This window comes from Candidatus Blochmannia vicinus (genome assembly GCF_023586525.1).
Lineage (GTDB): Bacteria > Pseudomonadota > Gammaproteobacteria > Enterobacterales > Enterobacteriaceae > Blochmanniella > Blochmanniella vicinus.
Genome location: NZ_CP097763.1, coordinates 408,246 through 422,368, shown reverse-complemented (window position 1 = coordinate 422,368; position 14,123 = coordinate 408,246). Strand labels below are relative to the sequence as shown.

10 protein-coding genes are annotated in these 14,123 nt (G+C 28.9%); 5 read left to right on the top strand and 5 right to left on the bottom strand.

The genetic code is table 11. The features are described 5' to 3' along the window. Positions 1 to 5: 5 nt before the first annotated feature. On the bottom strand, positions 6 to 1,022 hold the full coding sequence (gene lptG, locus M9408_RS01745; protein WP_250256974.1) for an LPS export ABC transporter permease LptG: 1,017 nt from the start codon (positions 1,020 to 1,022) through the stop codon (positions 6 to 8). A 71-nt stretch (positions 1,023 to 1,093) separates the two neighbouring features. Next, positions 1,094 to 2,203, bottom strand: coding sequence for an LPS export ABC transporter permease LptF (gene lptF, locus M9408_RS01740; RefSeq protein ID WP_250256973.1), 1,110 nt, complete (start codon positions 2,201 to 2,203; stop codon positions 1,094 to 1,096). Positions 2,204 to 2,441: 238 nt separating this feature from the next. Here lptF and M9408_RS01735 point away from each other — a divergent pair, with 238 nt between their 5' ends. From M9408_RS01735 to M9408_RS01715, 5 genes are all read left to right on the top strand, one after another. Continuing rightward, positions 2,442 to 3,968, top strand: a complete 1,527-nt coding sequence (locus tag M9408_RS01735) for a leucyl aminopeptidase (protein WP_250256972.1) — start codon at positions 2,442 to 2,444, stop codon at positions 3,966 to 3,968. A gap of 19 nt (positions 3,969 to 3,987) precedes the next feature. Further along, positions 3,988 to 4,440 (top strand): DNA polymerase III subunit chi, encoded by a 453-nt coding sequence (locus M9408_RS01730; RefSeq protein WP_250256971.1) that lies wholly within the window; start codon positions 3,988 to 3,990, stop codon positions 4,438 to 4,440. A gap of 11 nt (positions 4,441 to 4,451) precedes the next feature. After that, on the top strand, positions 4,452 to 7,325 hold the full coding sequence (locus tag M9408_RS01725) for a valine--tRNA ligase (protein ID WP_250256970.1): 2,874 nt from the start codon (positions 4,452 to 4,454) through the stop codon (positions 7,323 to 7,325). A gap of 235 nt (positions 7,326 to 7,560) precedes the next feature. After that, positions 7,561 to 8,604, top strand: coding sequence for an ornithine carbamoyltransferase (argF, locus tag M9408_RS01720; protein ID WP_250256968.1), 1,044 nt, complete (start codon positions 7,561 to 7,563; stop codon positions 8,602 to 8,604). Positions 8,605 to 8,697: 93 nt separating this feature from the next. Beyond that, positions 8,698 to 9,120: a Rid family detoxifying hydrolase gene (locus tag M9408_RS01715; RefSeq protein WP_250256967.1), complete on the top strand. Its 423-nt coding sequence runs from the start codon at positions 8,698 to 8,700 to the stop codon at positions 9,118 to 9,120. Positions 9,121 to 9,384: 264 nt separating this feature from the next. Here the strand turns inward: M9408_RS01715 and gltP are convergent, their stop codons facing one another. From gltP to ssb, 3 genes are all read right to left on the bottom strand, one after another. Next, entirely contained in the window at positions 9,385 to 10,671 is a 1,287-nt protein-coding gene (gene gltP / locus M9408_RS01710; RefSeq protein ID WP_250236744.1) for a glutamate/aspartate:proton symporter GltP, read from the bottom strand. A gap of 720 nt (positions 10,672 to 11,391) precedes the next feature. Beyond that, positions 11,392 to 13,035: a Na+/H+ antiporter gene (locus tag M9408_RS01705; protein WP_250256966.1), complete on the bottom strand. Its 1,644-nt coding sequence runs from the start codon at positions 13,033 to 13,035 to the stop codon at positions 11,392 to 11,394. A gap of 516 nt (positions 13,036 to 13,551) precedes the next feature. Then, on the bottom strand, positions 13,552 to 14,031 hold the full coding sequence (gene ssb / locus M9408_RS01700; RefSeq protein ID WP_250257469.1) for a single-stranded DNA-binding protein: 480 nt from the start codon (positions 14,029 to 14,031) through the stop codon (positions 13,552 to 13,554). Positions 14,032 to 14,123: the final 92 nt, after the last annotated feature.

Sequence of the window (14,123 nt, the reverse complement as noted above, 5' to 3'; positions counted from 1 at the left end):
TAAATTTATGAATATATCCACATGATAATTATGCTGATTATCAAAAATATTACACTAGGAGATATTGATCCAACTATTGGAGAAACATTATACATTATCCCTAATATTCCAAATATTTGATTTAAAATATAGAACAAAAACCCTACTACACTTCCTATGAATAATCTGAATCCTATCTTTTTTTTATGTAATGGACCAAAAGTACATGCTAATGCCATTATGGTCATCACTGATCCAGATATAGGAGACAATATCTTGTTCCAAAATATCATCTGATAATACTTAGAACTTTGGCCAATTTTATTAAAATATTTAGCACAATGATATAATTTAGAAATAGATAAAATATTCGGATGAGTAATCATCATCGATAATTTATATGGAGTTAATGCAGCATGCCATTCAGAATGTGGTATTTTTTTATTAATAATACACATTTCACTAGAAATATCTAATTCATTCACATCAATTAAATGCCATACTTTATTTATAAACACTGCTCGATTAACATAAAATATCTTTTTTAATTTTTTTTCGTCAAAATTATACAATTTTACTCCCAATAACTCGCTACATGAAACTACACGCTCAACATAAACGAAATCGTTGTTATCTATAAACCATAAATTTTTAAACTTTGCAGACAATAAATAAGTGTCATATTGTGATTTATCGCGATATGTATATATTATTTTTTCACTATTAGGCACTATCCATTCATTAGAAATAATACTACATAGTAGCACGGGAACAGAAGCTTTTATAACTGATAAAACAATTTGTAATTTACTAAATCCAGAAACTTGCATCGCTATAAATTCGTTGTGTACTTCAAGTACGCTTAAACCTAAAAGGCCACCTAATAAAGTAGCTATAGGAAAAAATAACTCAAAATCTTTTGGTAAACTTAAAATAATATAAATAATAATTTCAAAAATAGAATAATTTCCTTCTTCTATTTTACGTAGTTCATCAACTAATCTAATTATACTGGATAAAGATATTAACACTAAAAAAACCACTATTGTGCTCGATATAATTACTTTCCTAATATAATGGTTTAAAATATTATACATATGAATTATATTGTTACTTAATTACGATAAAGCGCTACTAAAACTAATTTTTTCATACAAGAAGTATCCCATGCATTAAGTAATAAAGCTATTAATAAATAAATGCTATTTATAACCCACATCCATACCATAGGATTTGTTTTCTCTAAAATAATATGAGAACGCAGTAAAGTATGCAAAACAAAAAAAATAGTATATAAAAAAATCGTTAATAAAAAATTTGATAAATAATTATATGAAATAGTGATAGTTAATAACGTTGTGATCATTGGCATAATAAAAATAGACATTAATAAAGTTAAACGCCAGTGAAGCTCCACACGTGCTTCTGGAGCGACAGAATACCATAATTGGTATATAGACATATGATCAATGGATTTATTTTTTTTTAACAATGTTTTGACCGTATTATTAATCGACATTTTATACTTAGAAAAATTAGTTATAAATATATGTTCACACAATTCACATTTATTATAGATTTCATAATACGTACCTTTCTCTAAAATGATTAATCGAGAACCATCAGGATTTTGATCAATATTGCCATGTTCTGACGTCATAATTGTATACATACCATTATTTTTATTTTGATTTGTTTTTACTAAAAAAACATGTTTTAATTTTTTTCCCTGAATACTATCTGCAAATAAAATTAAAGATTTAGTAGATAATGGTTGAAATTTCTTTTCCGATAAAACAATTAAATTAATGTTTTCTTTGATTTCATGCAATAATTTACTTTGATAACTCGAGCAATAAGGAGATAACCATCCTATATTGATCATAGCAAACGTTGCAACGATTCCACTAAATAAGAATATACTCCTTATAATAAGGTATTTATCTACAGCACAAGAATACATAGCTATAATTTCATTATGAATATGTAAGCGATAAAAAGTCACTAATACGCTTAAAAACACACTAAAAGGAATAAGTAATTTTCCTGCTTCTGGTATATTTAAACCAAGACAGAGAAAAAATAAATACATTGAAATATTACCATCTATTACCAGCCCTAACATTCTAATCAATTTTTGACAAAAACAAACTAAAAATAATAATGTTAAAATAATCAATTGATTTCTAAATATTTCTTTCAATATATACTTTGTAAATATCATTGTTTTGCCTAAAAACTTATTTTTACATCAAAAATCAATAATCGTAACAATAATAAAATTATAGTATTAAAATGCATATTTAATTTATTTATAACGCAAATAAAACTTATTAATGATAGAATGTAAACCAAGATCGTATAAATAATGTACTTCATTGTTACATATGATTATATAATTACGAATATTGTGATTAATTTATTTCAACATGTTATTCAGCATATTTATAATGGGAAAATTTATGATAAAATTTAGGGTCACTGATAGTCATCTAGAATCATATCCTGATGGTTGCATGATTACTGGTATATTCGAAGAATCACATTTATTTCCTTCAACAAAAAAAATCGATAACATAAGCGGAGGATACATTAGTTCATTGTTGCATCGTGGAGCATTTCAGGGAAAAATGGAGCAAACACTCTTATTGTATGATATTCCTCAGTTGTATAATAGACAAATTTTATTAATTGGTTGTGGTAAAAAATATAATTTTGATGAATATTGTTACAGGAAATTAATTCGTAAAATAATACTCTTATGTAAAGAAATCCCCATAGTTAAAATACTGTTTTTTTTAAGTGAATTAAAGATCAAAGGATATGACAATTATTGGAAAATAAGACAAACAATAGAAATTGTTGAAGAAGAATTGTATGTATTTAATAAATTTAAAAACAATAAAAATAAATCTAACCAATCACTGCAAGAAATAATTTTACATATACCTAACACAAATGAACTTACATACTGTAAACAATCTATTAAAGATGGATTGTCGATCGTTCATGGCATAAAAATAGCTAAAGATTTAGGAAATATGCCCCCTAATTTTTGTACTCCTGATTATCTTATTGATCAAGTGAATAAACTATCCAGTCGTAATAATATCACAATAAATATAATTGATGCGTTAGAAATGAAAAAATTAGGCATGAATGCTTATTTGGCAGTAGGGCTTGGATCCAGTTATACTCCTAAAATGCCTATAATTAAATATGAAGGGCATCCTAAAGGATCTAATGTTCCTCCTATTATATTTATAGGAAAAGGATTAACTTTTGATTCTGGCGGTATTTCTATTAAAGCATCAAACAAAATGGATGAAATGAAATATGATATGTGTGGAGCTGCTGCGGTATATGCAGTTATGTATATAGCTACAGAACTTAATTTACCATTAAATATTATCGGGATACTTGCTATTAGTGAAAACATGGTAAGTCATACTTCCTTTCGTCCAGGTGATATTTTAACTACTTTATCGGGACAAACAGTAGAAGTACTAAATACTGATGCTGAAGGTCGTTTAGTATTATGTGATGCATTGACATACGCAGAGCGATATAAACCCGATGTTGTAATCGATATAGCCACATTAACTGGAGCTTGTGTCGTTGCATTAGGGCATCATTTTAGTGGTTTAATGTCTAATAATGAAGATTTAGCCAATGATTTAATTATAGCTTCAAAACAATCTAAAGATTACGTTTGGAGATTACCACTAAATGATATATTCCAAAAACAATTAAAATCTACATGCGCAGATATGACAAATGTTGGAGGTAAATCTGGTGGGGCAATTACAGCTGGTTGTTTTCTTCAAAAATTTGCACATAAATATCATTGGGCACATTTAGATATTGCTGGAACAGCGTGGAGATCTAATTATTGCGACAAAAGCGCTACGGGACGTCCCGTAGCGCTTTTGTCGCAATATTTGATTAATAGATCATTCTCACATAAAAATAAACAAACACTATTCTAATCACAAAAATTAACAATATATGAAGCATGGCACTTTTTATTTGATACCTCAAGAATTTAAGCAACAAACTAAATTCAGTTATATAGAAAAACTTATTTGTAATTTGATAAGTATACAATGGAGATCTGGTAAAAAAATCTTAGTAGCTTGCGAAAACGAACATCAAGCTATAAAAATAGATGAAATATTATGGACATTTGATCAAAACACATTTTTACCCCATAATTTATTTGGAAAAACCGTTCATGCCGCTCCAGTAATTATATACTGGAGTCAATGTTGTTATGACAATAATCCAAGAGATCTATTAATTAATCTTATGAAACAAAATATGGATTTCTTTTTTAATTTTAATGAAATAATAGATTTTGTACCAGCAACTGACATTTTAAAAAAATGGGCAAGACATAGATACCAATCTTATAAAAAAAATGGATTTAAACTAAATGTTATTAATACCCCAATTTCATGAGTAAACATATCGTGGAAAAAATATATAATCCTAAAAATATAGAAGAACCAATTTATAAATTCTGGGAACAAGGAGGTTACTTTAATCCTCATGGAGATACATCTCATAAGAGTTATTGTATTATGATGCCTCCTCCTAATATTACAGGACAATTACATCTCGGTCACGCATTTCAACAAACCATTATGGACGTTTTAGTGCGTTATCAAAGAATGAATGGAAAGAATACTTTATGGCAAACAGGCACAGATCATGCCGGTATTGCTACACAAATTCTAGTAGAAAACAAAATTTATAATGATACAGGTAAAATTAGACATAACTACACACGCGATGATTTAATAAAAAAAATTTGGACATGGAAGCAACAATCTGAAAAATTTATTACTTACCAAATGAGACGATTAGGAAATTCAGTCAATTGGAAACGAAAATGTTTCACTATGGATACAGAAATGTCTTATGCAGTAAAGGAAGCTTTTATTCGTTTATATCAAGATAATTTAATTTATAAAGGAAAAAGATTAGTAAATTGGGACCCTACATTACAAAGTGCAATTTCTGATTTAGAAGTTGTCAATAAACCAATGAAAGGATCCATGTGGTACCTATACTATAAATTAAATAACTCTACTATTGTTACAGATCATTCTACCATTGACCCAAGCTATTTAATTGTTGCAACGACACGTCCAGAAACTATATTAGGAGATGTCGCTGTCGCAATACATCCAGAAGATTCTCGTTATAAAAATTTGATTGGAAAATACGTAATCACACCAATAACTAACAAATGTATTCCTATCATTTTTGATGAACATGTAGATATGTTTAAAGGAACTGGTTGCGTTAAAATAACCCCTGCTCATGATTTCAACGATTATATAATAGGGAAGCGACATAAATTGCCCATGATAAACATTTTTTCACTTAATGGGAAAATTCTTAAACACCCAGAAGTATTTGATAGTTATGGAAAACCTAACGATCAATTATACTATAATATTCCTCAAATGTTTCATAATCTTGACAGTTATCATGCACGAAAAAAAATGATTTCTGAATGCACCAAATTCAATTTATTACATGATATAAAACCTCATAATTCAATAATTCCATGTAGCGATCGTACTGGGACTATAATTGAACCCATGTTAACTAATCAATGGTATATACGCGCTAAAATTTTAGCCCAACAAGCGGTAAATGCGGTACAAGTAGGTATGATTGATTTTGTACCAAAGCAATATAAAAATATGTATTTTGGTTGGATGAATAATATACAAGATTGGTGTATTTCTCGGCAAATATGGTGGGGGCATGAAATTCCTGCTTGGTATGATGATACTAATAATAAAATATATGTAGGACATTGCGAAAAAGATATCAGAATAAAAAATCAGTTAGATAATGATATAATATTACGCAAAGATAACGATGTATTAGATACATGGTTTTCTTCAAGTTTGTGGACATTTTCTAGTTTAGGTTGGCCTAAAGATACTAATTTATTAAATATTTTTCATCCTACTAGCATTGTAATAAGTGGATTTGATATCATATTTTTTTGGATTGCACGAATGATTATGTTAACCATGCATTTCATAAAAGATAATAATGGAATACCTCAAATTCCATTCAAAACCGCATACATTACTGGTCTTATGCGTGACGAGTCTGGTCACAAAATGTCAAAATCCAAAGGTAACATCATTGATCCAATAGATTTAATAGATGGAATTTCTATAGAGAGTTTATTAGAAAAACGTACAAAAGACATGCTGCAGCCACAATTGGCTGATAAAATTATAAAATGTACTAAAAAACAATTTCCTCATGGAATTAAATCTCATGGAACCGATGCTTTAAGATTTACTTTAGTAGCACTAGCATCATCTGGACGAGATATACACTGGGATATGAAACGGCTAACAGGTTATCATAATTTTTGTAATAAATTGTGGCAAGCTAGTCGCTTTGTATTAATGCATACTAAAAATCAAGATTGTTGCATATCTTCTTCTACAGAAAAATTATTTTCATTAGCAGATCGTTGGATCGTTACAAAATTTCATCAAACAGTTAAGAATTTCCATAAAAATTTAAAAATTTATCGTTTCGATAAAATAGCAAATATTTTGCATAAGTTTATTTGGCATCAATTCTGTGATTGGTATATAGAATTAACTAAATCAACACTTTGTCACGGAAATACACTGGAAATACGAGGAACACGTTATACATTAATTACATTACTAGAATCATTACTACGCTTAGCACATCCAATTATTCCTTTTATTACAGAAAAAATTTGGCAAGAAGTTAAAACAATTACTGGAAACGACGGTGAAACTATTATGTTACAACCATTTCCAAAATATAATGTATCCATGATTGACACTGAATCTATCCTAGATTTTGAATGGATCAAACATGCTGTCACAGCAATACGTAATGTTCGCACAAATATGAATATTACATATAATATCCCATTACAAGTAGTATTTAGGTGTACTTCACCAGATGTTAAAAAACGCATTTTAAATAATTCTAATATTCTATGCAATATTGCTTACTTAAAAAGTATCGATTTCATTCCAAAACATGAAGTATATCCAAAATCTATTGCTGTATCTTTAGGTTCAACAGAATTATTAATACGTACCCCAGAAAAATTTAATAAAAATATTAAAATTAATCAAATAAATAAAGAATTAGAATCAATAAAACATAAAATTGAAATAACGCAAGAATTACTAAATAACAATAATTTCATAAATCATGCACCAACGTCTATCATAAAAAATAAACAAGAATTATTAAATTATTATGTACAAATTAAACATAAATTACTTGAGCAACATGCTATAATAACAAAACTATAATTATCCTATACAACAACGTATATATCGAAAGTAATTTAAAAAATTTAATGATAAATTTATTTTTCACTATTTTGATTAATTATAAATAACTTTCATATTTTCATTGAAACTAATTTAAAAATCTTTAAAAAATTTTTTTACTAAAATAAAAAGTTTATTTTTCAGATTGCATATTATTTTCTACTTACGTGTAAACAATTCCTTTATATAGATCAGTATTCTAGGTAAATATCACATGAATCAATTATATCAACGATCTTTTTTGCGATTAATAAACTTTACTGAAAATGAAGTTAAATTTTTACTGCAATTATCAAGTCATTTAAAACATCAAAAAAATACACAAACTGAAATCCAAAAATTAAATAGAAAGAACATTGTACTCATTTTTGAAAACCATTCAACTAGAACAAGATGTGCTTTTGAAGTAGCAGCATTTGATCAGGGTGCACGCGTAACTTGCTTAACTCCAAATATTAGCCAAATTGGACATAAAGAATCCATTAAAGATACTGCTAAAATTTTGGGAAGAATGTATCATGGAATTCTATATCGTGGTTATAGCCAAGATATAGTTACTATGCTTGCACAATATTCTGGAGTACCGGTATGGAATGGTTTAACTATGAAATTTCACCCGACACAATTACTTGCTGATCTTATGACCATGCAAGAACAATTACCGCATAAAACGTTTCGTCAAATGACGCTAGCTTATGTAGGAGATGCAAAAAACAATATCGGTAATTCCTTATTAGAAGCTGCAGCAATAATGGGATTTAATTTAAGATTAGTATCGCCTAAAATATTTTGGCCCACACAAGAATTATTTCAAAATTGCCAAGATCTTGCGCAACGTAACAATGGTAATATTACACTTACTGAAGATATTTCTAATGGGGTAAAAGATGTAGACTTTTTATATACCGATGTATGGGTATCTATGGGAGAAAATGAAAAAATGTGGGAAAACCGTATTTCTTTACTATCTCCATATCAAGTAAACCATCGTATGATTCAAAATACCAACAATCCAAATATAAAATTTTTACACTGCTTACCGGCGTTACATGATACCGAAACCACTGTTGGTAAAAAAATAGCAAAAAAATATAATTTAAACAATGGGATAGAAGTAACAAATGATATATTTGAATCTTCATATAGTATAGTATTTGATCAAGCTGAAAATCGTTTACATGCTGTCAAAGCTCTTATTTTAGCAACATTACTTCCTGATACTTGTTGTTTTGATCCAATCCATTTTAATAATTCATAATATAAATAAAAATTTTATACTATGGTATAGTATGGGTATTAAAATTTAATGTTTTACTTTTCAAAGGCTACTATTATATATAGGATAGATTATATGCAAAAACACATTATGACGATTAATACCAAAAATGCTCCTGCTCCTCTTGGTCCCTATGCCCAGGCTGTAAAGATAGAAAACAACAACATAGTAGTGTTTGTGTCTGGCCAAATTCCTATATGTCCAGACACAAACACTATGTCTGATAACATTTACGATCAAACCCATCAAGCTTTGCTAAATATTAAAAATATTATTGAAACCACCGGACTAAAAATAAATAATATTGTTAAAACCACATTATTTATCATTGATTTCAATGACTTATCTAAAATAAATACTAGTTATGAAAATTTTTTCAACACATATTCTGCTTATGAAAAGACAACTTTACCAGCACGCTCCTGTGTAGGAATTTTTAAGTTACCAAAAAATGCCAAAATAGAAATAGAAGCCATTGCAATGCATAATTTTTTATAAATTAGCAGAATAGTATATTTTATAAAAAATAAAATACAAGATACAAAAATAAATGAAACTGAAAATTTTACATAAACTTTTCTTTTAACTAAAAAGATCCCTATATCTTTTATAGATTCACTTTATTATTTATAGTAAATATCTAAAAAAATATTACTACCCTATATATGATAAATTTTTTAAAATAAGCTCCATCTTTACAGAGATGTTTTCTATAAAGAAAACGTAACAAATAATATAACGAACAAGAAATATAGAGATATATTATTTATTACGTAACATCTCTGATTCATACAGACGCGCCTGCTCTGTATCATACTGATTTTCCCATTTTGCAATTACCAACACTGCTAAGGCGTTACCTATCACATTCAGTGCTGTACGACCCATGTCTAATACTCGATCCACTCCTGCTATAAATGCTAATCCTTCTAACGGAATACCTACGCTACCTAATGTAGCTAACAATACTACAAAAGAAACCCCAGGAACACCAGCAATACCTTTAGAAGTTATCATTAAAGTCAACACTAAAATAATTTCTTGACTTAAAGATAATTCAATACCATAAAGCTGTGCAATAAAAATAGCAGCAATACTTTGATATAAAGTCGATCCATCCAAATTAAAAGAATAACCAGTAGGTATTACAAATCCAGTAATAGTTGATGGAGCTCCATAAGCCTCCATTTTTTCTATAATACGTGGTAATACAGTTTCTGAACTAGCAGTAGAAAAAGATAAGATAAGCTCTTCTTTTAAAATACAAATTAATTTCCAAATTCTGAGATTACATATACGCGCCACTACACCCAATACTACCAGTGCAAAAAAAACAATAGCACCATAAACCAACAACACAAGTTTCGTAAGAGGCAATAAAGAACTAAAACCAAAAGTTGCAACTGTAACTGAAATTAAAGCAAAAACTCCAATAGGAGCATAACGCATAACTATATGAGTTACTTCAAACATAGTATCCGCTATAGAATTAAAAATGTCCAATAATGGGTTTTTAGTTTTATCTGGCAACGTGGCTAATCCAAGCCCAAAAATAACCGAGAAAAAAATAACTGGCAACATATCTCCTCTAGCCATGGAATAAACAATGTTCGAAGGAATTAACGACAACATAGTATTTACTAAATTTGACTGTATCTCAGATGTAGTTTGCTCATACATAGAAATATCTGTTTTAGACAACACAGACATATCAATTCCATAACCAGGATGAAGCAAATTAGCCAAAGCCACACCAAGTACTATAGCAATTGTTGTAATAACTTCAAAATAAATAATAGTCTTCAACCCAATACTTCCCAGTTTTCTAGCATCGCCAATACCAGCTATCCCAACTACTAATGTAGCCATTACAATGGGAACTACAATCATTTTTATCATACGAATAAAAATTTCTCCAGCTGGAGAAAGGAATGTAGCGATCATCCAATCTTTTAATTCTATTTGATTATGTAATACTATTCCTAAAATAATACCCAAGTTTAAAGCAAAAAAAATTTTCCAAGCAAGGGTAATTTTAAATTTTTTTATCATCATAGTTACCCCTTAATTAAATGAGTTATTCTTGTTATTCATCCAATTAATTCAGAAATAATTGCACTAAATTAATCTAGATAGTAATTTTTTAAAAAATACTTTCCAAAACCATAAATATACACTAAAACTTTTTCTCAATAAAACTCATAAATTACTTTGCATAATAAAATTGCTTCATCTCTTTATTCAAAATAACACACATGCATAAACTATCTATGCGAATAGATTCCCATGAAAAAATAAAACTCAACGCAACATATTTTTATGTGCATTGAGCAATCATATAAACTTGACATCTAAAATTGTGTATTAAAACTTTATAATTTCATAAAACATAAGAAATAATAAACGATTATAAATCACCTTATAGAGGATAATATTATCTATTGCTTAAGTCAACAGCTACATAATTAAATCTTATTAAGATCAGGCTTATTTGCATTAAAAACTACACCGTACACTAGCACAATAGTATATTTTCATATTTATGATATAAAAATTCATAATATATAAGTATAAACTAAACACATAACACCTCTTTTGAAATAGGTATTGGTATTACAAACCAAAATTATTATAAATTCTTATACTTTCTAGATACTTTAACAATTTTTCAATATCAATTATATGTAGTTTTTATGCAAAACTTATACGTTAAACTCTATAAAAATAGATTGATATTTAAAATCTATAAAAATTTATAATAACACAATATTATTCATGTTCCGCTAATAAAGCTTCTAAGAAATCTAAATCACGTAATAATTTCGTTAATGTTTCGTTGCTAATTTTTTGTTGTGCACGTAAATGATAATATTCCCCTCGTTCAGCGCGTAATGCATTTAGTCTCATTCGCCTTTCTAAGTCTTCAGTTAACATAACATGTGCATCATTGTTTCCATCTATACGACGACGTAAATTACCTATAACACGCGCGCTTACCTCATTAATCATTTGGCTATCAATATTTTCTTCTTGACTATGTATTAACCGCTCTTCCAATTTATATAAACTTTCGATAGCCACTTCTGCTGCTATCGCCCGTGCCATACGCTCTTCTTTTCGTTGTAATAATTTATCAGATACTACAATTCCCCGTAATAACCACGGCAAGACAATTACACCACATAACAAAGAAAACAAAATAACGCCAGTAGCAATAAAAACCAATTGATAACGAAGTGGAAAAATTGCGCCATCTTTTAAGAACAGTGGTATTGAAAGTACTCCTGCCAACGTAATAGCACCGCGTACTCCGGCAAAAGAAGCAATTAAAATTTCTCGTATGCTATATTCACTAAATACCATTGGGTGCTTAATCATACAATATAAACTTATATGTTTCATTAGCCATAGCCACCCAAATCTAACTATCATTAATGCAGCATAAATAAAAATTACGTAGACAAATAACATCCATGTTTTAATAGTCGGATCCATTGCTGCTTGTGAAATAGAAGTTGATAAAATATCTGGCAATTGCAATCCAAGCATAATGAACACCATACCATTAAATACAAACTCTAACATTGTCCAAACACTATTTCCTCGTAAACGCATAGCTAACGGTGCATTTCGAATAATTCCAGATTGACCAATAGTCATTCCCGAAGCAACTGACGATAATATTCCAGATACTCCAATATGCTCAGCAACCAAATATACAGCAAAAGGTAACAATAAAAGAAATATTGTTTGAGTAGCAGGATCGCCACCGCTCCAACGAGTGATAAATCTTAATGATTTGCTGTATCCCCAAGTAATAATTATACCTGCTAACAAACCACCCATAGATACTTTGATGAATTCTATAGAAGCTCCGCTTACACTAAAAACCATAGTGCCCATAGCTACCGAAATAGCAAATTTAAGGGAAACTAAACCTGATGCATCATTCATTAAAGCTTCTCCTTGAAGAATATCCATAAGTTTTTTGGGAATACGTCCTTCTCCTACAATACCTGAAAGTGCCACTGCATCAGTTGGAGATAAAACTGCCGCCAATGCCAATGCTGCTACCAGGGGCATCTCTGGTATCATCCAATGAATTAAATATCCGATACCAACTACAGTAATAATAACCAATATTAATGCCAACAGAACAATTTCTCCCCCATGCCGTAAAAATTCACGCATGGGAGTTTTCCAACCGTCTGAAAATAATAATGGAGGAATAAAAAGTAATAAAAACAACTCAGGATTAAAATCTACATGTAATCCAAATTTTGGCCAAGCCAATAAAGCTCCTAATACAATTTGCATTAATGGCAATGGTATTTGAAATGGCAAAATCCGTGTTATCACCCCTGAAATGGAGACAGCTAAAGTAAGAATAAGAATCGTAAAAAAAATCTCCATGTTTTAAATCTCAACTGTATCCAAAAAATAAATATTACACCTACAAATATTAGATTATCTTTTTAGACTTATTTCATGTTCTGCCTGGACATAGTAAACTTATAATTTACAAAACAAGTAATGATTATATAATTAATTTTTTAATTATACGCTATTTATTAACAACGACGTATTTTGTGCATTTACTCTAATAAATATATATTTTCATGCTTTATTGTTTGAATATGCATTGCTTTAATACCCTTTATGATATTGAATAACGCTTAACGTAAACTAAATTAATTAACCGAAAATTAATAATATATAATATTAATTTTTACAATTTAAATGATATTACAAAGATGTGAATTATGATTAGTATGCTAAAATAAACACAACATGATTTATATGTATATATTGTGTTTATAAATTTATAGATATAATTCAATGACAATTAAAAAAATTAACTATATATGTACCATAGCTCATACATAAAACGATGATAAAAAATAAATCTTAATTTATATTTAAATTTTTCTAAAAAGGAATATCTGCGTCATCGAAGTTAACATTAGTAGATACCTCATCGTTAGATGATGGCATCACGGCACTACCGTTATCTATTAAATCCTGATTTTCCAACGATGCGCTGCTGCTCTCTGCTACATGGCGATTACCCAACATTTGCATTCTTCCTCCAATATTAACAATAATTTCAGTAATATATCGATCTTGTCCATTTTGATTTTGCCATTTTCTAGTTTTTAATGATCCTTCGACATATACCTGAGAGCCTTTATGAAGATATTCTGACGCAATTTCTGCTAACTTTCCAAATAACACCACACGATGCCACTCAGTTTTTTCTTTAAATTCATTGGTTTGTTTATCTTTCCACGATTCAGTAGTAGCCACAGAAATATTAGTCACTATATTCCCATTTGACATATAACGAGTTTCTGGATCTTGACCAAGATAACCAATCAAAATAACTTTATTAATCCCTCTATTAGCCACAATTCCCCCAAAAATCACCATATGATAGAATCATATGGTGATTTTAACATTATTTAAATACTCAAATATCTTATCAAGTAGTTAAATTGTAT

What these genes read in the sequence shown, in the direction of transcription:
- lptF (WP_250256973.1), bottom strand. Translation starts at nt 2,203, where the DNA reads ATGATATTTACAAAGTATATATTGAAAGAAATATTTAGAAATCAATTG.
- M9408_RS01735 (WP_250256972.1), top strand. Translation starts at nt 2,442, where the DNA reads ATGATAAAATTTAGGGTCACTGATAGTCATCTAGAATCATATCCTGAT.
- M9408_RS01730 (WP_250256971.1), top strand. Translation starts at nt 3,988, where the DNA reads ATGAAGCATGGCACTTTTTATTTGATACCTCAAGAATTTAAGCAACAA.
- argF (WP_250256968.1), top strand. Translation starts at nt 7,561, where the DNA reads ATGAATCAATTATATCAACGATCTTTTTTGCGATTAATAAACTTTACT.
- M9408_RS01715 (WP_250256967.1), top strand. Translation starts at nt 8,698, where the DNA reads ATGCAAAAACACATTATGACGATTAATACCAAAAATGCTCCTGCTCCT.
- M9408_RS01705 (WP_250256966.1), bottom strand. Translation starts at nt 13,035, where the DNA reads ATGGAGATTTTTTTTACGATTCTTATTCTTACTTTAGCTGTCTCCATT.